Annotated in this window: 17 protein-coding genes; 5 read left to right on the plus strand and 12 right to left on the minus strand. The window is 50.2% G+C overall.

The window, feature by feature from the left end; genetic code table 11:
• Positions 1-39: 39 nt before the first annotated feature.
• The 3 genes from ACO6V1_RS08825 to clpB form a co-directional block, all read right to left on the minus strand.
• Positions 40-723, minus strand: a complete 684-nt coding sequence (locus tag ACO6V1_RS08825) for a hypothetical protein (RefSeq protein ID WP_422450974.1) — start codon at positions 721-723, stop codon at positions 40-42.
• A gap of 621 nt (positions 724-1,344) precedes the next feature.
• Positions 1,345-2,148: a Cof-type HAD-IIB family hydrolase gene (locus tag ACO6V1_RS08830; RefSeq protein ID WP_422461859.1), complete on the minus strand. Its 804-nt coding sequence runs from the start codon at positions 2,146-2,148 to the stop codon at positions 1,345-1,347.
• 137 nt (positions 2,149-2,285) lie between these two features.
• Positions 2,286-4,868 (minus strand): ATP-dependent chaperone ClpB, encoded by a 2,583-nt coding sequence (clpB, locus tag ACO6V1_RS08835; protein ID WP_422461857.1) that lies wholly within the window; start codon positions 4,866-4,868, stop codon positions 2,286-2,288.
• Positions 4,869-5,092: 224 nt separating this feature from the next.
• Here clpB and ACO6V1_RS08840 point away from each other — a divergent pair, with 224 nt between their 5' ends.
• Positions 5,093-5,467 carry a hypothetical protein gene (locus tag ACO6V1_RS08840; protein ID WP_422450970.1) on the plus strand — a complete coding sequence of 125 codons (375 nt, stop codon included), beginning with the start codon at positions 5,093-5,095 and terminating at the stop codon, positions 5,465-5,467.
• A 147-nt stretch (positions 5,468-5,614) separates the two neighbouring features.
• On the opposite strand, the gene pgeF is transcribed toward ACO6V1_RS08840, so the two are convergent.
• Both pgeF and rluD read right to left on the minus strand, forming a co-directional pair.
• Positions 5,615-6,367: a peptidoglycan editing factor PgeF gene (pgeF, locus tag ACO6V1_RS08845; RefSeq protein ID WP_422466555.1), complete on the minus strand. Its 753-nt coding sequence runs from the start codon at positions 6,365-6,367 to the stop codon at positions 5,615-5,617.
• A gap of 17 nt (positions 6,368-6,384) precedes the next feature.
• Positions 6,385-7,356, minus strand: coding sequence for a 23S rRNA pseudouridine(1911/1915/1917) synthase RluD (rluD, locus tag ACO6V1_RS08850; RefSeq protein ID WP_422466557.1), 972 nt, complete (start codon positions 7,354-7,356; stop codon positions 6,385-6,387).
• 249 nt (positions 7,357-7,605) lie between these two features.
• Between rluD and ACO6V1_RS08855 the strand changes: the two genes are divergently transcribed.
• Entirely contained in the window at positions 7,606-8,538 is a 933-nt protein-coding gene (locus ACO6V1_RS08855; RefSeq protein WP_422466559.1) for an outer membrane protein assembly factor BamD, read from the plus strand.
• Between the two features lie 36 nt (positions 8,539-8,574).
• Complete coding sequence (gene yacG, locus ACO6V1_RS08860; RefSeq protein WP_422466560.1) at positions 8,575-8,775, plus strand: DNA gyrase inhibitor YacG; 201 nt, start codon at positions 8,575-8,577, stop codon at positions 8,773-8,775.
• A 144-nt stretch (positions 8,776-8,919) separates the two neighbouring features.
• Here yacG and ACO6V1_RS08865 read toward each other — a convergent pair whose 3' ends face one another.
• From ACO6V1_RS08865 to secA, 4 genes are all read right to left on the minus strand, one after another.
• Complete coding sequence (locus ACO6V1_RS08865; protein WP_422466562.1) at positions 8,920-10,374, minus strand: hypothetical protein; 1,455 nt, start codon at positions 10,372-10,374, stop codon at positions 8,920-8,922.
• A gap of 204 nt (positions 10,375-10,578) precedes the next feature.
• Complete coding sequence (locus tag ACO6V1_RS08870; protein ID WP_422466564.1) at positions 10,579-11,544, minus strand: Nudix family hydrolase; 966 nt, start codon at positions 11,542-11,544, stop codon at positions 10,579-10,581.
• Between the two features lie 59 nt (positions 11,545-11,603).
• Positions 11,604-12,821, minus strand: coding sequence for a bifunctional glutamate N-acetyltransferase/amino-acid acetyltransferase ArgJ (gene argJ, locus ACO6V1_RS08875; RefSeq protein ID WP_422466566.1), 1,218 nt, complete (start codon positions 12,819-12,821; stop codon positions 11,604-11,606).
• Positions 12,822-12,954: 133 nt separating this feature from the next.
• Positions 12,955-15,696 (minus strand): preprotein translocase subunit SecA, encoded by a 2,742-nt coding sequence (gene secA / locus ACO6V1_RS08880; protein ID WP_422466568.1) that lies wholly within the window; start codon positions 15,694-15,696, stop codon positions 12,955-12,957.
• Between the two features lie 316 nt (positions 15,697-16,012).
• Here secA and cysK point away from each other — a divergent pair, with 316 nt between their 5' ends.
• Positions 16,013-16,969: a cysteine synthase A gene (gene cysK, locus ACO6V1_RS08885; RefSeq protein WP_422450957.1), complete on the plus strand. Its 957-nt coding sequence runs from the start codon at positions 16,013-16,015 to the stop codon at positions 16,967-16,969.
• A gap of 7 nt (positions 16,970-16,976) precedes the next feature.
• Positions 16,977-18,059 carry a homoserine O-acetyltransferase MetX gene (gene metX, locus ACO6V1_RS08890; RefSeq protein WP_422466570.1) on the plus strand — a complete coding sequence of 361 codons (1,083 nt, stop codon included), beginning with the start codon at positions 16,977-16,979 and terminating at the stop codon, positions 18,057-18,059.
• Positions 18,060-18,113: 54 nt separating this feature from the next.
• Here metX and ACO6V1_RS08895 read toward each other — a convergent pair whose 3' ends face one another.
• The 3 genes from ACO6V1_RS08895 to ACO6V1_RS08905 form a co-directional block, all read right to left on the minus strand.
• Complete coding sequence (locus ACO6V1_RS08895) at positions 18,114-19,049, minus strand: M23 family metallopeptidase (RefSeq protein WP_422466572.1); 936 nt, start codon at positions 19,047-19,049, stop codon at positions 18,114-18,116.
• A gap of 368 nt (positions 19,050-19,417) precedes the next feature.
• Positions 19,418-20,332 carry a UDP-3-O-acyl-N-acetylglucosamine deacetylase gene (lpxC, locus tag ACO6V1_RS08900; RefSeq protein ID WP_422466574.1) on the minus strand — a complete coding sequence of 305 codons (915 nt, stop codon included), beginning with the start codon at positions 20,330-20,332 and terminating at the stop codon, positions 19,418-19,420.
• Positions 20,333-20,434: 102 nt separating this feature from the next.
• Positions 20,435-21,244: cell division protein FtsZ (locus ACO6V1_RS08905; protein WP_422466576.1), on the minus strand; the 810-nt coding region annotated here is incomplete at its 5' end.

Genomic DNA, 21,244 nt, shown 5'->3' on the forward strand with positions numbered 1-21,244 from the left:
ATGACTGTTCTTTACTTAAAAAGTTCCCCTTTTATTCAGTCAGCTTGAAAACCGGGCAGGTGGGGAGGGCAATGGAGTTTGCTTCAGACTCATCTTTCTTGCTCTATTCGCTTCTTTTACAAAGGCAGTAGCTTGCCTGCCAGCGATTCTGGCTTTTTCTATATCGCCGGTATTCTTCAATACCGGATAGTAAGCCTTTCGGTAAGCCTTTTGGTAATTCCTTACATAAGCCTTCCGGCAATCCTTCTTGAAAGCCTTTAGCTTAACAGACTCCTCATGAATTCTCTGGGCAGCCTTCGCCGGTTCACTGGACTGTTCGTTGGCCTTCTGGTTAGTCGTGCGGTAAGACCTCTGGTAAGCCTTACGATAAGCCTTATATTTCTCTGACCTGCGGTAAGCCTTGTAGTAGGCCTTCCCCTTCTCTGACTGACGGTAAGCCTTGAAGAAAGCCCTGTAGTAAGCCTTCCCCTTCTCAGACTGACGGTAAGTCTTCTGGTAAGCCTTCATTTTCTCTGACCTTGTGCAACCCTTCTGGTAAGTCTTATCAGGGATAGTGGCCAGAGGTTCATCGGGAGTGTGCTGAACATCAGCAACTGATAAGCTTTGCGAGGTGAATTCCCCTGAACCTGAAACATTATTTCCTACAGTGCCTGTCAATGTTGCGGTGGGTGGGGGATGATTAGCATTAATGGCGTATAAGTGAGCATTCGCATCACCGGCCATACTCCAAACCCGATCAATTCTTATTTCTGATTGACCGGTAAGCGCTTTAGTATTTTGGCCGATTTGTTGGTATGCACCGGGTGTATATGATGAGCCTGGCAGTTCACTTTGTTCAGATTCATGAGAAGCAACAACATTGACTGGCATGTTTTTAAAATGAACATCACTGAATGGGCTATTGAAGCTTGCACCACATGGAATCAAGGGGTTTAAATACTTGACGGGTGCAGTTTGTTCAACCGGCCGCCCAAATGCTAAACCTCTATGTTGCGGCCAGCCATGCACAACCAATCCATTGCTCGACATAACAGACTCATAGGCTTTGTGAAACTCCAAATATAAGGAGTGAGAGTTAAAATATGGGTCAGTCATTGAATAATTGAATAATTGAATAATTGAATAATTGAATCACAAGCTAGGACTGTTCTTTCTTGTAAAAGTTCCGCTATAACATGAACTGCCCAGGGTTTATGTCAACCCAGCATAAAGAAATGCAATAGATATGAACAACGATGATGTAAAGCTGTTGACAAGCCAGCGCACGGCTGACGAGGAAGACGGTGGTCACCGTTGCTGGCTATGCCAAAGCAGCCATGCGCCAGGACCACCAACAGGAAATAGTTAAAGGCCGTAGAGCTTCGCCAGGTACTCAGCCACCGAGTGGTCATCACAATGACCAATACGCTCAAGTCCCGGCAGACTGTTCACCAGCGATGGGTCAGCATTACCCATCACCACACCTTTGCCGACGCTGGACAGCATCTCAAAGTCATTCATACCATCACCAAAAGCGATGGCATCCTGCAGACCATAACCTTTCAGCTTCAGCACCTCTTCCAGTGCTGTCCCCTTGCAAACGCCCGGTGCCATAATTTCAAAACACTCCGGCAGAGAGTAGGTCATATAAAACTGATCACCGTAAAGTTCACGGGCCCGGTCAGACAGTGGCAATAAGTCAGCGTGGGATTCCGCGACAAAAAAGATCTTCTGGATGGCACTGGTTTCAACCGTATCAAAATCAGCCAAATGATAGGTAAAGCCGCTCGCCTTGCTGAATCCATGGAGGTCCTTATGCTCAACCTCAACCCGCCACTGCTCTCCCTGATAAACGCTGGTATGAACCTTATCTGCAAAGGGTTTTCGCAGGGACAATAATGGCTGCACAAATTCGGGGTTAATATCGTGCTGAACAATCATTTCGCCCTTCGGATTATGAACTCTGGCACCATTACTGGTAATCAGATACATATCCACGCCAAGCTGTGATCTTATTCTTTCAACATCCTGAAAGTGGCGGCCAGTAGCAAAAATAAATTTGATACCTTTCTCACTCAGATACCGAATCACGTCACGGGTTCTGGGAGAAAGTTCATGCTGTTTGGTGAGCAGAGTTCCATCAAGATCGGATACAACCACTGGATACATATAAATACCTCTATGCAAATCCTATTGCAGAAAACTGAGGAAGAGTATCCTGAGGAAGCAGGCAGTCCCTTCCATTAAAAAGAATACCTGCTAACGTAAGGTCAGGTGAAAAATCGTTCAATCCGTAGTTTTCTCAATCAGGAAAACGCCAGCTCCCCATCCTGCACTGCCACGTTAATGGTATCACCTGGTTTATATCGGCCAGATAGAATAGCTTCAGCCAGCGGGTTTTCTATGCTCCGTTGAATAGCCCGCTTCAATGGCCGGGCACCATACACCGGGTCAAAACCGACTTCTGCCAGCTGATCCATTGCCTCATCAGAAAGCGTCAGCCGTAGATTATTGTCCGCCAGCCTGCGATCCAGGTTAGCCAACTGTATGCTGGCGATGGATTTGATCTGGCTGGCACCCAGCGGATGGAATACCACTACCTCATCAATCCGGTTAACAAACTCTGGCCGGAAGTGCGTGCCTACCACCTCAATCAGGGTACTCTTCAGCTGTTCAAAATCGGTTTCACCGGTCTCTTTGTTCTGGAATGTCTGAATAAGGTCAGACCCCAGGTTTGATGTCATGACAATAACGGTATTTTTAAAGTCTACCGTTCTCCCCTGACCATCGGTCAGACGACCATCTTCCAATACCTGCAGAAGAATATTAAAAACATCCGGATGCGCCTTCTCAACTTCATCCATCAACACCAGAGAGTACGGCTTACGACGTACGGCTTCGGTCAGGTAGCCACCTTCCTCATAACCTACATACCCCGGAGGCGCACCTAACAGGCGGGAAACCGAGTGTTTCTCCATAAACTCTGACATGTCGATACGGACGATGGCATCTTCCGTATCAAACAGAAATTCAGCCAGCGCCTTACACAGTTCGGTCTTACCAACACCGGTTGGGCCAAGGAACATAAAGGAGCCGTTAGGGCGGTTGGGATCCGCTAACCCGGCCCGGGAGCGCCGCACCGCATTAGCAACCGCAATCACTGCCTCATCCTGGCCAACCACCCGTTTATGGAGCGCATCCTCCATACGCAGCAACTTCTCTTTCTCGCCTTCCAGCATCTTGGCAACCGGAATGCCTGTCCATTTGGACACCACTTCAGCAATCTCTTCTTCCGTGACCCGGTTTCTCAGCAGCTGATGCTCGCCGGTTTCCAGCGCATCCGCCTGGGCCAGCTGTTTATCCAGTTCCGGCAGGGTGCCATACTGTATTTCAGACATTTTGGTTAAATCCCCTGCCCGTCTGGCGGCTTCCAGCTCAATCAACAGTTTTTCTTTTGCTTCTCGCAGCTTCTGCCCCCCTTGCAACTGGGCTTTTTCTGCTTTCCAGACATCTTCCAGGTCCGAGTATTCGCGCTCCAGTTCACCAACCTGCTCATTCAGCCTGGCCAGACGCTCCCTGGACGCTTCATCATCTTCTTTCTTCAGGGCTTCCTGTTCTATTTTGAGTTGAATCAGGCGACGTTCCAGTCGATCCATGGCTTCCGGCTTGGAGTCCATTTCCATCCGAATACGGCTGGCGGACTCATCAATCAGATCAATCGCCTTATCCGGCAGTTGTCGATCAGTGATATAACGCTGGGACAGTTTGACCGCAGCAATAATGGCCGGATCAGTAATATCAACCCCGTGATGCGCCTCATAGCGTTCCTTCAGGCCACGGAGAATGGCGATGGCATCCTCTTCCGTGGGCTCATCCACCAGCACCTTCTGGAAACGCCTTTCCAGGGCTGCGTCTTTCTCAATATATTGTCTGTACTCATCGAGGGTCGTGGCACCGACACAATGCAACTCGCCCCTGGCCAGCGCAGGTTTCAACATGTTCCCGGCGTCCATGGCCCCATCCGCTTTACCGGCACCCACCATGGTATGTATTTCATCAATAAACAGGATGATCTGACCTTCCTGTTTGGCCAGGTCATTCAGCACTGACTTCAGCCGCTCTTCAAACTCGCCACGGAACTTGGCACCAGCGATCAATGCGCCCATATCCAGCGATAGCAGCCTTTTTCCTTTCAAACCTTCAGGCACTTCACCATTGACGATACGCTGGGCCAGTCCTTCAACAATGGCGGTTTTACCGACGCCCGGCTCTCCAATAATCACCGGATTATTTTTGGTTCTTCGTTGCAGAACCTGGATCGTCCGCCGGATTTCATCATCCCGGCCAATGACCGGATCCAGCTTACCCACTTCTGCACGTTCGGTCAGATCAATGGTGTATTTGCTCAGGGAGTTTCGGGAATCTTCCGCATTCGGGTCGTCAATAGACGCGCCTCCGCGAATATTTTTAATAGCGTTTTCCAGCGCTTTCTGGCTGACTCCCTGACTGCTCAGTAATTTGCCCAGCGGACCACTGTCTTCCATCATGACCAGCAGCATGGTTTCACTGGAAATAAACTGGTCACTGGCCTGCTGTGCTTTTTTGTCCGCAAGGTTCAGCATTCGATAGAGGGCCTGGGACGTCTGAATATCACCGGTCGGCGATGACACCCTGGCCAGCTGTTCCAGCATGTCGGTCAGCTCACCACGAAGGGTGTTCACATCAAAGCCGACCTGCATCAGCAGAGGCTTGACCGAGCCTCCCTTCTGGTCGATGAGCGCAAGCAAAAGGTGGACGGGCTCAATCTGACTGTTATCTTTGCCAATAGCCAGAGACTGGGCATCAGACAGAGCTGACTGGAGTTTGCTGGTCAGCCGATCCATTCTCATAATGACCTTCTCCTACTCATGATCTCACTTCCGGTTTTTACTTTTAAATAGCCAGAAACAGATAATTTCATATGGTTAGGTATCTATATAGTGCTGGTGTGTGGCATTTCAAGGATGAACAGTAAATCGTAACTGCGAAAACATCTTTTTATTTAATCAACAGGAACCAATCACGCTTATTGCCAGTCTGCTCTTTTTGAACCCACCATAATGAGAATGAACTGATGAACTGTTTAGCTGGGATCAGCCGGTTAAATTTCAACCGGCAAAACCCTCAAAATGTTTCGACTCCAACAGATGCCTACCAAAAAAAACCACCAAACACCATTAACCAGTTTAAACACGGACAAATAGCAACAATAAGTTCACCAACCCGGCATTTACAAAGTTTCGATAACCTGACCGGAGACTTCGTAAGAAAAACATCCATTGCGCAAGTACCCTCAGAAAGCCAATGGATCGAACTGGCTGTTCGCAAAGTAGAACCAGCACCAGAGACGCCCCTTATGAGCACTTTCCAACCGATATCTGAGCCAGCAGATAACTGTTACCCACAAGACAACCGTTGTCTGATCAAACCCGACACCGATAAACAATAGGCTTCAGAATCCCATGACCACCATTGGACTGCTAACCGCACCTATACCAAACCACTCCCCCCCATTCCTGAATGAACCTTTCCCCTCCCCGAAACAGAAGCAGGAAACATTTAAGCGGGAAGGCAAAAGGCTCCGGGGAGGTCTGTATCAGGCCAGAGATGGCACTCTCAAGATCAGGGAGGCCATCCTTCCCGACGCATTTCCATCGCGACGGTAAGAATAGAAAAGATCAGACTGGTCATAACTACAGAACTCACCACCGTACACCTTGTTAATGCCAAGCCTGCTCAGCCGCCTGCGCGCCAGCAAATAAAGATCGGCAAACCAGCGATCACCACGGCCGGGAATAAATGCTTCAGAGCAACCAGCATCTTCCGCCAGGAACTGCTCCCTGACTTCCGGTCCAACCTCAAAATTATGCTGACCGATGGCAGGCCCCAGCCAGGCCATAACGGTTTGGGGTGGCACTGCCATGGAATGCACCGTCGCTTCAAGAACCCCGCCCACTAACCCTTTCCAGCCAGCATGAGCGGCCGCGACCACCGTTCCTTCCAGGTTACAGAACAGAACCGGTAAACAGTCTGCCGTCAGCACAGCACAGGCTGCTCCCGGTTGGCGGGAAACCGAAGCGTCTGCTTCCGTTTCCTGGTGGTCAGCATTGGCATCGGCAACGGCAACACCATGCACCTGTCTTAACCACAGCGGGGATGTGGTCAGATCAAGGTCCTGCTCCAGTCGCTGCCGGTTTGCCCGAACCGTGTCCTGGTCATCACCACAGTAGAGCCCGAGGTTGAAGCTGGAAAAACCAGTGTCACTAAGCCCACCCTTTCGGGTAGTCACCAACGCTTTAACACCCTCCGGCGCAGGCCAGTCGGCCCACAGGTAGCGCTCACTGCTCACTCACATTCTCCTCTGTCTTAATCTGAGAGCGGCTCATTGGCAGCCAGACTGTCCAATAGCATCTGGAAATCATCGGTCAGGGGCACCTCCCATTCCATATACTCTCCCGTGGCCGGATGTATCAGACCAAGCTGACGGGCATGAAGGGCCTGTCTTCTGAAGGCTCTCAGAACGGCTTCCAACGCAGCCGGACATGACTTGGGCAACTTCAGCCCCCCACCGTAAAGGTCATCACCCACCAGGGGGAAGTGCTGGTGACTCATATGCACACGGATCTGATGAGTTCTGCCGGTTTGCAGGTTAAGCCGGATATGGGTGTGCGCCTTATAACGTTTCACTACCCGGTAATGGGTAACAGACGGTTTGCCACCGCGCACAACGGCCATCTTCAAGCGGTTTTGCGGGTGTCGGCCGATCGGCGCATCAACCACACCCCCTCCCGTCATTACCCCTCGCACAACCGCCTCATATTCGCGATGAACCGTACGATCCTGCAGCTGTGCAACAAGGTCGGTGTGCGCTGCCGGGGAACGGGCAACCACCATCAGGCCGGTGGTATCCTTATCCAGCCGGTGCACAATGCCAGCCCGGGGCAACGCAGCATTATCCGGATAGTGATACAACAGGGCGTTGAGCAGCGTCCCGGTATAATTTCCTGCAGCGGGATGCACCACCAGACCTGCAGGCTTATTGATCACCATGATATGGTTATCCTGATAAACAACGTCCAACGGGATATTTTCCGCCGTCCATTGCCCTTCAGGCTGAACCTCAACGGACAGAGATAACTGTTCCCCGCCATAGAGCTTCTCTTTTGGTTTTCGGGCATCGCCATCCACCACCAGAAAGCCCTCACGAATCCACTCCTGAAGCCGGGCCCTGGAAAACTCCGGAAAACAGGCCGCCGCTATCTGATCAAATCGACGACCACCCTGATCATCAGGCACCGTGACACTCTCTTTGATGACATGCTTAGTAACTTCGCCCATTCAGCAACACTCAGTTCATAAATCTACTTTCAGTACCAACAACGCAAACCGCACATGCCTGTGACCAGAAGGCCGTAAAATCTTGTCTTTTCGTTTTCCGGCAGACTATGTTTAAATGCAGGTTTAGTAAGTCTTTTTATCGGTTTGAAGAGTTTATCACAAGAAGACTCTGAAGCCTGAGTGGTTGTCGAAAGCGACAGAAAATGATGTGTAAAGAGCACGGGACAAGTACGGAAACCAATCAACACCATGACCATCTTGACTGCAAAATTGCCCAGGGTACTGCCCCCGTTTCTCACCAGATCCATTTTAATGGTGTTTGCCACTGTTCTTCTGGCGGGTTGTGCATCCACCGAAAATAAAGAGCAACTCCCGGAAGCCCTGTCTGAGCCTGAGCTTTACCAACTGTCCAGCAAGGCGCTTGAGGACGGTCGCTATTCCGAAGCCATTAAATCTCTGAGAACCCTGGAGTCCCGCTATCCTTTTGGTTCATTTGCTGAACAGGCACAACTGGATATCATTTACGCCTATTTCAAAAATGCCGAGCCGGAAGCCTCCAGAGCTGCCGCTGACCGTTTTATCCGCCTGCACCCGCAACACCCTGATGCAGACTATGCCTATTACATCAAAGGGCTGGCGTCCAACACTGCGTCCATGGGCTTGCTGGAGCGATACCTGCCAATGGATCTGACCCGCCGTGACCCTGGCCAGGCCCGGGTATCATTTAACGAGTTTTCTGAATTGCTGAGCCGTTACCCCGAGAGTAAATACGTGCCGGATGCCCGCCAGCGCATGGTTGCCCTCCGTAACCGGCTGGCCGAGTACGAAATTCATGCCGCTAACTATTATCTGAAACGTAAGGCCTATGTCGCTGCGGTCAACCGTGGGCGCTATGTTGTCGAGAATATGCAACAGACACCTGCCGTTCCCGAAGCCCTGGCCATTATGGTCGAAGGCTATCAACATCTGGAACTGCCAGAACCCGCCGGTGAGGCCCTGGAGGTGTTGAGGCTGAACTACCCGAACCACCCGGCACTGGACAAGAATGGCAATTTTGTAGGTTACAAGGTGTTTGAAGACGTGGATCCATCCATCTGGAGCACGCTAACCTTCGGCCTGATTGGCCGCTCCAAACCCAAAATTCAGGACGCACCTCCACCACAGCCACCTGTGGTGAATTGAGGCGATATACCTTTTCCAAGTCTATCTGGCTAGCACATGACCAAAACCATTAAATGCCCACAGTGCGGAACAGCCGTGAAGTGGGTTCCCGAAAGCAAGTACCGTCCCTTTTGCTCAGAACGCTGCAAGCTGATTGACTTTGGTGCCTGGGCAAAAGAAGAACATACCATTCCGGGTGATCCGGCCTTTGATGACCTGATGTCCCAGGAGCTTGATGAGGTGCCCACCCGGCATTAAGTAGTCATGTTCAGGGCCTGTTGACGCTCAGGACGATATGCAAGCCAATAAAAAAACCGGGGATATCCCCGGTTTATGGCACTAATTTTCAAGCTTTGCTGCCATGGGCAAACGATGGCTTGAGATCAGGTGAGTCTCGAAGATTTATACCCCCTCTTCACCATTATTAGTCTTCACAGATTCCGAATCTTGCTTATCAACAGAAACCTCTGCACCAGGTTGGTTTCCAGTGGCATTTTGACCCAGCGGAGACAAGAGGATCACAGCAGGTTCTTCCGGTTGAAAATACAGGGCAGAATTATCAAACGACAAAGGCTGCTCACCTTCACCGCCTTCAATGCCTTCAATGCCTTCAGCTTTACCTGCATTATCATCGACGGAATGCGAGTCAAAATCCTCTTCGTTGATCTGCCCAAGACCATTAATTTTTGACTCTGATTCCCTGGCACACTCCTCCAGAGCCTTAAAGGCAACATGAACACCTTCTTCAAAATCCACCCTTTCATTATAAAATTGATCCATGCGATCCAACAAAATGTTCAACTGGCTTAAATTGATACTAACAACCCTCTTAACAGCCCCCGGCGCTAAAACGGTAAGGTTAAAGATTGGATCCTTCCCATCCTCATTCATTTCAACCTTTACAACAGAGTTAATATCTAAATTTTGCAACTCTTCACGACTTACCAAATTTTCCTCAGCCAGCACATCTTTCGAATCTTTCGAATCTTTCGAATCATGCTTAACTTTGAAATCTTTAAAAAGGTCATTCAGATATTTCTCTTGCCAGGTTTTTTGCCGTTCCTTCGTCAACTCTTCTGCCATAAAACGGGTTATTTTCTGTTCCCTTACCAACTCTTTCTCCGTAGAAATAGACCTATTTGTTTCTCTGAAAGCATGTAGAAAATTAATACCTGCGATACTCCTTAAACTTTCAGTTTTATTCTTATGATGAATAGCAACAGCCTTGTAGTTTTCCCGATCCGTCTGCAGTTCTTTCAGTATTCTTTCCTGCCGTTTTAATCTTACGCCGTTGAATTGAAGCTCCTTATGCTGCCTACGGATACAACGAACTTTAGATTCGCGCTCTTTATTGAATTTATCCTGTGCCTTCTTTAAAAGCTCTTGCTTTTCTTCATGAGCAATACGAACCAGAGCGTCAGCTTGACTTTCAGCACAAATATTAAGGTCCTCTTTTTCAAGCTTTGCTTGCCTGGCATCCGCTTCTGCAGCAGAAACCCTCTTAAGCAGTGCTTCTTTATCCGCTATCAGTGCTTCTTTATCCGCTTTCAGGGCCGCAAATTCTTCCATGGTTGGAATTTTCTTTTCAACTGCCTGTGTGGTTTCAACACGCCTGTCAGAAAGGTCTTTACCTCTAATACCGTGGATGGCATCACCAACCAGGGAAGGCAAGATTCCAAAAGGCACAAAGACTGCTGCAACTGCACGTCCAAGCCATTTACCGAATGTGCTTCCTTCGTCAAATTTTCTGGAAACACTATCGGCAACTTTGTGGCACCATCTCACGATGGTCCAATCTCTTTTGCGGGGTTCCACAACGGTTACTTGAGGTGCAGGTGCACCGATTGAGCTAGGCATAATAACTTCCTCTATTGGTTGTTTGTGATTTTTTAAAGTGATACTGATGTTTTAGAGAGGAAAATTATGAGTTGGTTCAATAGTCAGTTATAATTTTTAGGAATTAAATAATTTCTAGTTATTTAAAAATCATAATAAAAGCAAAACTGACCAATAATTGATAGGCCCTATAGCTCTGAGCAGGCGTTCCAAAGCCAAAGAAAATCAGCCCCAAAAAGCCTGAATGGCGGCAATTCCCCGGGCACCCAGCTGCCGGGCAAGATGCGCATCTTCTGGATTCATCCCCCCAAGCCAGAACACAGGGACTTTTGCCATGCCAGTCAGCATTTTAGCCCGCTCCAACCCAAGAGGGCTGGCCTCAGGATGGGAAGCGGTTGCCTTGACCGGTGACAGGGTAATAAAGTCCACCGCCATTGCCTCAGCCGCTTTGATCTGCGCCTTATCGTGACATGAGGCGACCAGAAGCTGGCCGCTATGGCGCTTTTCAGGTTTAACCGGCAAACCCAGCTGACGGGAGGTCAAATGCAGTCCATGGCACCATGACTCTGACAAAAGGGAGAGATCCCCTTTGATGATCAGCGTCCCACCAGCGGCCTGAACGAAACTTGATAGTTCCCGTGCCAGCCGGAGATAGTCACCCGCCTCAAGCCAATGAGCCCGAAATTGAATCAGGCGAATACCGTTATCCAGCGCTGCCAAAACGCTGTTAAAGAGTGCTTCTTTTTCCGCAAAATGCCCGGTAATCATATAATGGTCAGGAAGTTGCAGCGCCCGGAGAATCACCTTATTGGCTTCAGGAAACTCATAGTCATTAAGACAATCCTTCTCAACCCACCGAATCAACTGACCTTCATTACCTTTCGGCTCGCCCTGAATACCACTGACCACCCAGGTATCCAGTAATACGGACTTATCAGGGTAGTCATGGCGAATTTTGATGAGTGGTGAAAAAGTGGCAACGCCGATATCCAGCTCTTCGCGAAGTTCCCGGCTCAGGGCGACCCTGATATCTTCCCCGGGCTCGACTTTACCGCCGGGAAACTCCCATAATCCGCCCATGTGTTTATCTTCAGGACGTTTGGCCAGTAAAACCCGGCCATCGTCCCCAAGAATCACAGCAACTGCCACACGAACCACGCTTCTATTGTCAACCTTGCTTTTTTCGACCATAGCTTTTCGTTAGTAGCCTTTTCGTTACCAGCTTGTCAATAATCATTGAGGCAATGGATTCAGGTGCGATACTCGGCATTGATCTTTACATACTCATGGGATAAATCGGTCGTCCAGATCTCTTCGGTGCAATGGCCTGCGCCCAGGGAAATCCTGATCATGATGTCCTCCTGATCCATCACTTTCTGGCCGGCCTCTTCGGTATAACCCACTGCGGGCTGGCCGCAGTCAACAATGGCGGTATCCCCCAGCCAGATGGATACACGGTCAATCTCAAGCGTAGGAATGTCAGCCCGGCCAACCGCTGCCAGAATTCGCCCCCAGTTTGGGTCACTGGCAAACAGGGCGGTTTTAACCAGTGGCGAATGGGCGACGGTATAAGCCACTTCCAGGGCGTCCTGATGGGAGGCCGCCTCTGCCACTTTTACAGTGACAAATTTGGTGGCTCCCTCGCCATCCCTGACAATCGCCTGGGCAAGCTCAACGGCCACCTCGCGAAGGCTCGCCGCTAACTTCCCGGCCAACCCGGAATCTCCGGCAGTGATTGCATCATTACCAGCCGCCCCTGTGGCAACCACCATAAAGCTGTCATTGGTCGATGTATCACCATCGATGGTGATCCGGTTAAAGGATTGGTTGGTAATGTCCAACAGCAGGTTTTGCAAAAACGTTTGTTCAACCGCCGCATCCGTTGCGATATAAGCCAGCATGGTGCCCATATTGGGCTTGATCATTCCGGCACCCTTACTGATTCCGGAGACCGTATAGGTGGTTCCCTCATGTTGAAATTGGCGACTGCTGCCTTTAGGTCGCGTATCGGTGGTCATGATGCCTTCAGCGGCATGTAACCAGTTATCTTCTTTCAAATCAGACAGCGCCGCTGGTAGTGCTGCACAGAGCGTATTGACCGGAAGCTGCTCACCAATCACGCCGGTTGAAAACGGCAGGACCTGACACTCATTAACGCCGGACAACGTCGCCAGCTCGGATGACGTCTGCCTGGCTGCCACCATTCCCTGTTCACCGGTGCCTGCATTGGCATTGCCGGTGTTAATCAGAAAGTAACGGGGATCACCGGTTAAGCGTTCCCGGCTTAAATGAACCGGGGCCGCACAGAAACGGTTAAGGGTAAAAACCCCGGCCACGGAGCTGCCCTTATCCCAGTTCATAACCACAAGATCCCGGCGGCCGGGTTTTCTGATACCCGCCATAGCCGTTCCCAGGCGAAAGCCCCTGACCGGTTTCACTGCCGCCCATTCCCCAGAACCCGTTGCCATGATTGACTCCATTGGTGATATCGCTGCTTATTCTTGACTGATTTTGTTGTTACGCCTTGAGCAGATGCTGATGCACAAACAAAAACGGGTCAGCCTGTTAAAGCTGACCCGCAGTTTAAGTTACCTGCCCTGATCAGGCAATTTTACCGTGGCACTGTTTAAACTTCTTACCGGAACCACATGGACACGGATCGTTCCGCCCCACTTTACGCCCTTCCCGGACAAATGGCTGGTGTGCTTCCTCTTCAGGTGCTTCCTGCCCGGTTGCTTCTGCTTCTACACCCTGGGCCCTGGCATGCTCAAACTGCATTCTCCGGGCCATTTCCTCACGACGCTGACGTTCCATCTCAGCGGTTCGATCATCTTCCTGCACCTGTACATGGGAGATAATACGAATCGTGTCGTACTTGATATCCTCAAGCATCTGCTGGAATAACTCAAACGCCTCACGCTTGTATTCCTGCTTGGGGTTCTTCTGGGCATAACCACGGAGATGAATACCCTGTCTCAGGTGGTCCATGGTGGCCAGATGCTCTTTCCACTTGTCATCCAGAATCCGCAGCAGAATATGCTTTTCAAAGTTGCGCAGAACTTCAGCACCGGCCAATTCTTCCTTCTTGCGGTAGGAATCGATTACCCCCTGGAGAATACGCTCACGGAGCGCCTCTTCATCCAGACGATCATCTTCATCCAGCCACTGCTGAACCGGCATACGCTCATTGAGCTCGCTGGCCAGCTTCTCTTCCAGACCTTTCACATCCCACTGTTCTTCCAGACTCTGGGGTGGAATGTGCTGACTGATCAGGCCACTGACCACGTCTTCACGGAGTGCTTCAATACTGGAAGAAACATCCTCTGCACTGAGCAGTTCATCCCGTTGATGATAAATGACCTTACGCTGGTCATTGGCAACATCATCATATTCCAGCAGCTGCTTACGAATATCAAAGTTGCGACCTTCCACTTTACGCTGGGCTTTTTCGATGGCATTGGTCACCATGCGGTGTTCAATGGCTTCACCTTTTTCCATGCCCAGGGCTTTCATAAAGTTCTTGACCCGCTCAGAAGCGAAAATCCGCATCAGGCTGTCTTCCAGAGACAGGTAAAAACGGGAAGAGCCCGGGTCACCCTGACGACCGGAACGGCCTCTTAACTGGTTATCAATACGCCGCGACTCGTGACGCTCGGTACCGATAATATGCAAACCACCGGCTTCAAGCACCGCCATGTGGCGTTTCTGCCAATCCGCTTTGATCTGATCAATTTGCTCCTGGGCCGGGCTATCCAGCTCAGCAACTTCTGCCTTCCAGTTACCGCCCAGCATGATATCGGTACCACGGCCCGCCATATTGGTGGCGATGGTGACCGCACCGGGGCGACCAGCCTGGGCGATGATATCCGCTTCTTTCTCATGGAATTTGGCATTCAGTACCTGGTGAGCAATGCCCGATTTATCAAGAGCTTTGGACAGATGCTCAGAAGAGTCGATAGACGCCGTACCCACCAGAACCGGACGCTCGGCTTTCACCGTTTCCTTGATATCTTCAATAATGGCGTCGTATTTTTCCGCGATCGTCAGATAGACGAGATCATTGCCATCCTGACGAACCATCTCCTTGTGGGTAGGAATAACAATCACGTCCAGACCATAAATCTGACGGAACTCGAACGCTTCGGTATCGGCGGTACCGGTCATGCCGGACAGCTTGTCATAATTCCGGAAATAATTCTGGAACGTTGTGGAAGCCAGAGTCTGGCTCTCAGCCTGAATACGCAGCCCCTCTTTCGCTTCAATCGCCTGATGCAGACCTTCCGAGAGACGACGGCCCGGCATGGTACGACCGGTATGCTCATCCACCAGCAGAACTTCATTATTCTGAACAATGTATTCCACATTGCGGTTAAACAGCACATGGGCTTTCAGGGCTGAGTTCGCATGGTGCAGCAGGTTCAGGTTGTTGGAGGCGTAAAGGCTTTCCCCTTCCGGCAACAAGCCTTCCTGTTGCAGCAGCTCTTCAATAAACTGATGGCCCAGTTCATTCAACTCAACCTGGCGGGTCTTCTCATCGACTGAGTAATGACCGGTAAGTTCAACGGCATTGGGATCCTGATCTTCAGGAATGGGCTCCTGCCGTTGCAGCCTGGGAACCAGCTGATTCATCTTTTTATAAAGTTCTGAGGAGTCTTCAGCCGGACCGGAAATAATCAGCGGTGTTCTGGCCTCATCAATCAGAATCGAGTCAACCTCATCGACAATGGAGAAGAAGAGGTCACGCTGGAAGCGATCTTCCTTCCGGAAGGCCATATTGTCACGAAGGTAGTCAAAACCAAACTCGTTATTGGTTCCGTAGGTGATATCCGCCTGATAAGCCTGACGCTTCTCTTCCGGATCCTGCTGCGGAACAACAATGCCCACGCTCATCCCCAGAAACTCATAGAGCGGGCGCATCCAGTTCGCATCACGACGGGCCAGATAATCATTCACGGTAACCACATGAACGCCCTGACCGGGAATGGCGTTCAAATAAGCAGGCAGGGTGGCCACCAGTGTCTTACCTTCACCGGTGCGCATCTCGGCAATGCGCCCTTCATGGAGGGTCATGCCACCAATAAGCTGGACATCAAAATGACGCATGCCCATCACCCGCTTGCCCGCCTCACGAACCACAGCAAACGCCTCAGGCAACAGGTCATCAAGGGTTTCGCCTTTGTTGAAGCGCTCGCGAAACTCTCCGGTTTTAGCCTTCAGCTCATCGTCGCTCAAAGCCGCCAGGCTTTCTTCCAGGGCATTGATTGATTTGACAATCTTACCCATCCGTTTCAGCTGGCGGTCATTCCGGCTACCAATAACTTTCTTAATTAACGAAGCAAACATAAGTTGTTAACAGTCTCACACTCTGTTTCCGGAGCTGTCCTCCTACCGACAAATCCGGGCCGGAGCAGACAAGCGCACAATAGTCCAACATTCTATGACAATCACGGCAAAGTCTCACCTATATTAGCTGTATTTCTGTGCTGTCCATTAAGCTGAGTCGGTAAAAAATATTCAATGCTTTCAAGCTGCTTTAGATTTTGCACTGGCATTGAACTGACGGCATACTGGTGCGCCTGAAAATCTGATCACCCCTTTGGCAACAGAGCTCAGAAAAATCTCAATCAGGGTGGCGAAAGACAGCAAGAGACATACCCTTATGATTTACAATTCAATTTTAGAAACAATCGGCCAGACTCCCATCGTTAAAATCAATCGCCTGGCACCGGCACACGTCAACTTCTACGTGAAGGCCGAGTACTTTAACCCTATGGCCTCTGTAAAGGACCGATTGGCATTTGCCATCATCAACGACGCCCGGCAAAAGGGTGAACTTGAAGAAGGCCAAACCGTCGTAGAAGCGACCTCCGGTAATACAGGTATCGCCATGGCCATGGTGTGTGCGGCATTGAACCATCCTTTTGTGGCGGTTATGACCGAAACATTCTCTGTTGAGCGTCGCAAAATCATGCGTGCCCTGGGTGCCAAAGTTGTACTGACGCCGGCTGCCGAGCGTGGTACCGGCATGGTGCGGGTTGCCAAAGAGTTGTCCGAGAAAAACGGCTGGTTCCTGGCTCGACAGTTTGAAAACGAAGCCAATCCTGAATATCACCGAAACACCACCGCCCCTGAAATTTTGCAGGATTTTGCCGGCAAGCGGCTGGATTATTTTGTCAGTGGCTACGGCACTGGCGGTACCATCACCGGTGTCGGTGAAGTACTTAAGGCTGCCCGCCCAAACATCAAAATCATCTGCACCGAACCTGCCGGTGCGGCATTGCTCAGTGGCAAAGAGTGGGCACCGCACAAGATTCAGGGTTGGACGCCGGATTTTATCGCCCCGGTCCTTAACCGTGACGTCATTGATGAAGTATTGCCAGTTAATGACGTGGTTGCCCGTGATACCGCGCTTGAGCTGGCCCGCAAAGAAGGCATCTTCTGTGGTATCTCTGCCGGTGCAACGGTTGCGACTGCACTTGAAGTGGCTGAAACTGCACCTGAAGGCTCTACCATTCTGGCCATGTTGCCGGATACCGGCGAACGTTACATGTCTACTTTCCTGTTTGATGATATAGCCGAAGGCTCAGACGACGAAGTACTGGAAACTTTAAAGTAATACTGTCTTGAGTTATTCGATACAGAACCTCGAAGACGGCTCCAGCCTGTTTACAAGTACGGAGCCGTTCACCCTTGCCAATGGCCGGGTATTGGAACACTGGCAGTTGTGTTACGAAACGTTCGGCCATTTGAATAAGCAAAGGGATAATGTTGTTCTGATTCATCATGCCTTGAGTGTCGGGCCCCATGTCGCTGCCACTAAAGCCAATCCGAAAAAGGGTTGGTGGCAGGCCATGGTGGGACCGGGCAAAGCGATTGATACCGACAGGTATCATGTTATTTGCATCAACAATTTGGGCAGTTGTTTTGGTTCAACCAGTCCGGTGACCACTAATCAGGTGACCAGCAAGCCCTGGGCAGGGGACTTTCCGGAGGTGATGATGGAAGACATGGTGCACAGTCAGAAGTTATTGCTGGACCACCTCGGCATTGAGAGACTGTATGCCATGATCGGTAACTCAATGGGCGCTATGGTTTCACTGACCTGGGCAATTGCTTACCCCGATTCGGTGCAAAGGTTACTGTTGACCAGTTCGTCCTATAAGGCATATCCGGCCAATATTGCTAACCGTCGGATCCAGCAGGAATCGATTCGGCTGGATCCGGCTTTTCAAGATGGCAATTATGAACCGGATGCCCAGCTGAATGGATTTCGATTGGCACGAAAGCTTGGGCTTTATACTTATCGTAACGCCGCCGAATGGAACCGACGCTTCAATAGTTTCAACAACATCGGTATGCGTGATGATGAAATCAACAGCTATATGGATTATAACGCCGATCTGTTTTGCCGCAGCTTCGATGCCAATTGCTATTTGGTGCTGACCGCCGCAATGGACCGATATGATGTGACGCAACAATACGAATCGCTCGCAGCCACTTTCGGCAGAATCACCGCTAAAACCACAGTAATTTCGGTAGAGAGTGATATTCTGTTCACTCCGCAACAACAGCAAGAGCTGTACCAGGGTCTGCTAAAGGGACGGGTGGACTGTCACTATATCAATCACCCCTCCCAATATGGCCACGATGCCTTCCTGGTAGAAACCGGAGCCTTCGATCGCTACCTGCGGGTATTTCTCGACTGAAAGCTGAAGTTAAAGAATACCCGCCCTGAGCAAGAAAAAAATCAGCCTTAAATTCTACTTACTTGCTCTGTAGATATATCTCGAAGGGTCCTGAGGCTTGCCATTTTTCAAAACCTCAAAGTGGACATGTGGTCCGGTTGACCGCCCGGAACTGCCCATTTTGGCAATGGCCTGCCCTCTGGTGACAATATCACCGACCTTGACCAGGTTTTCATCATTGTGGGCATAACGTGTCAGATAACCATTGCCATGATTGACCTCCACCAGAAGCCCAAAGCCTGAGCGGGTGCCTGACCAGACAACAACACCTGCCGCCACGGAAATAATGTCTGAGCCGCGCTTACCGGCAAAATCCACACCATTATGCCAGGCACCCTTACCGGTAAACGGGTCGGTACGGCGACCATAACGGGAAGAGAGCCAGCCTTTTCTGACGGGCAACCCCGCCAGAAATGCATCGTCGTGAAGGGTTCTGTTGGCAATAAGATTATCCAGAAGGTCCAGCTGTTCTTCGCGGTTATCGATCTGATCCGCCAATTGATCAATAGCCTCAATCAGACTTACCTTGCTGTAGGCTACTTCTGCTTCAGCAAACTCCTGAGGGCCACCCAGTGCAGGCACTTCATTGAAGTCAAACTCACCGTCATCCAGTTTTGCCTTGCTGGTAAGGCGTTCGCCAAGGGCATCCAGTCGGGTCATACGCCCCTGAAGTTCAGACAGCCTGAGCATCAGGGCATCCAGCTGGTTTTGTGCCTGCTGACGAACCAGGCCAAGATCCTGTTGCTGTGTATCCAGAACCTGTTTCCAGTTTTTAACGCCCTCACTGGTTAACATGTGCTCCTGGTTATTGGTCAACCAGGCATACATTGCGCCACCACCAACGGCCATGGAGAGCAAAAAAGCACAGAAAAACAGAACCCCTACCCGTTTTCCACTTCCGGAATAAGTTCGGGTTCGAGAATGATCCTGGTTAACAACAATAATTTTCATCAGCAACCCTTAATGCCAAACCCGCAGCATATCTCCACTATTGTATTTCAGGAGCATGCAAAATACAGAACCAGAGGACGGATTTCCCCACTTCTACAGCTACGCTCGTCTACATCCCACTCTGCCTAGGAGCCACCTGATACTGATGTTATCGTTATAAAACGGTATTTTTTAATGCGGTCAACGACAGTTCAAGGTCAAAAAAACAGTACTCTTGAACAACATGCACTTATCAGAAACCAGTTCGGGATAAAGACTTTTTACTTAGAAAAAAGGCCACTATTATATTGTGGCCTGATTCAAGACTAAAATTGTCCAGCCTCGCAAAAAATCACGTAACAGATCAGCATTAATTCAAAAAGCAGTCATCAGGCCGTTACAGCAACGGGCTTCTGATAGGAGATCGGAGAAACCTCAGCCTCTTCGAAAGTCACTATCTCCCATAATTTCTCATTGGCAAGCAATGTTCTAACCAGTTTATTGTTAAGTTCATGGCCAGATTTATGACCGATGAACTGACCAATCAAACTATGCCCCAGCAAATAAAGGTCGCCGATCGCGTCCAGCATCTTGTGCTTGACAAACTCATCGTGATAGCGGAGGCCATCTTCATTGAGAATTCGGTACTCATCGACAACAACCACATTATCCACGCTGCCGCCAAGGGCCAGATTTTGGGAACGCAGGTACTCGACATCACGCATAAAACCGAAAGTACGGGCCCTGCTGACTTCCTTCACAAAAGAGGTACTGGAGAAGTCAATCGACGCTGTCTGGGAGCGGCTTTTGAAAACAGGATGATCAAAGTCAATGGTGAAACTTACTTTGAAACCGTCGTATGGTTTGAAGGTTGCCGTTTTATCCCCATCCGTCACCGTCACAGCTTCTTTGATGCGAATGAACTTCTTGGGCGCATTCTGCTCCTGGATACCTGCGGACTGTAGCAGGAATACGAATGGACCAGCGCTGCCGTCCATAATGGGAACTTCGTGGGCACTGACCTCAACGCAGGCATTATCAATACCCAGCCCGGCCAGGGCGGAGAGAAGGTGTTCAACAGTGTCAATTCGGGTGCCGTCTTTATGCAAAGACGTGCACAGTGTCGTCTGCCCGACATTCAGGGCATGTGCCGGAATTTCAATGACCGGGTCAAGGTCTGTACGACAGAAAATGATGCCGGTATCTACAGGAGCAGGCTTAAGAGTAAGGTAAACCTTTTCACCGGAGTGAAGGCCCACGCCCGTAGCACGAATAATATTTTTCAGTGTACGCTGTCTGATCATGATAACGCTGTTCCGCGACCTGAAAGGTCCCTGTTATTTGGATGCAACGTCACATTGTAACAAAAGTAACAATTGAGACAAGTTCGCATTTATACGCCCTGATTAATCCGCCTGACGCCTCAGAAATGCCGGTATATCGAGGTAATCGACACTATCTCCGGTCGCCACCGCTGCCCGTTTACCTTCTTCCCGCGGACTCACTTCCTCTTCCTCCTTCTTTTTGTCACGCAACAGAGGAGAAATGTCCAGCCTGCCATAGTCAGGTGTGCCGTCTTTGTTTTTTGGCGGTGCTTTTTCAACCACCTTCAACTGTTCCCTGGCAACGCCGCCAGCACCAATACCGGTTGCCACGACAGTTACCCGCAGCTCGTCCGTTAATTCCGAGTCAATAACAGTACCGATAACAACGGTTGCATCGTTAGACGCAAACTGACTTACAACGTCGCCTACCTGGTTGTACTCACCAACGGTAAAGTCAAGGCCGGCAGTAATGTTAACCAGAACACCCTTGGCTCCCTGCAGGTCCACGTCTTCCAGCAGCGGACTGCGGATGGCTTTCTCGGCTGCCTCTGCAGCACGGCCGCTACCCGTGGCAACTCCGGTACCCATCATCGCCATACCCATTTCTGACATCACTGTGCGAACATCGGCAAAGTCAACGTTGATAAGACCATCACGGGTAATCAGTTCAGAAATACCCTGCACCGCACCCAGCAGAACATCATTGGCAGCACCAAAGGCATTGAGCAGACTGACATCACTGCCAAGCACTGGCAGTAACTTTTCATTGGGAATGGTAATCAGCGAATCCACATGTTCCTGAAGCTCTTTAAGACCTTCTTCGGCAATCGCCATTCTGCGCTTGCCTTCAAAACCGAATGGCTTCGTGACCACGGCCACGGTCAGTGCGCC

The sequence above is a fragment of the Endozoicomonas sp. ALC013 genome (genome assembly GCF_049310205.1).
In the GTDB taxonomy this organism is placed as follows: Bacteria; Pseudomonadota; Gammaproteobacteria; order Pseudomonadales; family Endozoicomonadaceae; genus Endozoicomonas.

Coding starts and splice junctions, on each gene's coding strand:
- ACO6V1_RS08825 (WP_422450974.1), bottom strand. CDS start 723: ATGGCCGGTGATGCGAATGCTCACTTATACGCCATTAATGCTAATCAT.
- ACO6V1_RS08830 (WP_422461859.1), bottom strand. CDS start 2,148: ATGTATCCAGTGGTTGTATCCGATCTTGATGGAACTCTGCTCACCAAA.
- clpB (WP_422461857.1), bottom strand. CDS start 4,868: ATGAGAATGGATCGGCTGACCAGCAAACTCCAGTCAGCTCTGTCTGAT.
- ACO6V1_RS08840 (WP_422450970.1), top strand. CDS start 5,093: ATGAACTGTTTAGCTGGGATCAGCCGGTTAAATTTCAACCGGCAAAAC.
- rluD (WP_422466557.1), bottom strand. CDS start 7,356: ATGGGCGAAGTTACTAAGCATGTCATCAAAGAGAGTGTCACGGTGCCT.
- ACO6V1_RS08855 (WP_422466559.1), top strand. CDS start 7,606: ATGACCATCTTGACTGCAAAATTGCCCAGGGTACTGCCCCCGTTTCTC.
- yacG (WP_422466560.1), top strand. CDS start 8,575: ATGACCAAAACCATTAAATGCCCACAGTGCGGAACAGCCGTGAAGTGG.
- ACO6V1_RS08865 (WP_422466562.1), bottom strand. CDS start 10,374: ATGCCTAGCTCAATCGGTGCACCTGCACCTCAAGTAACCGTTGTGGAA.
- ACO6V1_RS08870 (WP_422466564.1), bottom strand. CDS start 11,544: ATGGTCGAAAAAAGCAAGGTTGACAATAGAAGCGTGGTTCGTGTGGCA.
- argJ (WP_422466566.1), bottom strand. CDS start 12,821: ATGGCAACGGGTTCTGGGGAATGGGCGGCAGTGAAACCGGTCAGGGGC.
- secA (WP_422466568.1), bottom strand. CDS start 15,696: ATGTTTGCTTCGTTAATTAAGAAAGTTATTGGTAGCCGGAATGACCGC.
- cysK (WP_422450957.1), top strand. CDS start 16,013: ATGATTTACAATTCAATTTTAGAAACAATCGGCCAGACTCCCATCGTT.
- ACO6V1_RS08895 (WP_422466572.1), bottom strand. CDS start 19,049: ATGAAAATTATTGTTGTTAACCAGGATCATTCTCGAACCCGAACTTAT.
- lpxC (WP_422466574.1), bottom strand. CDS start 20,332: ATGATCAGACAGCGTACACTGAAAAATATTATTCGTGCTACGGGCGTG.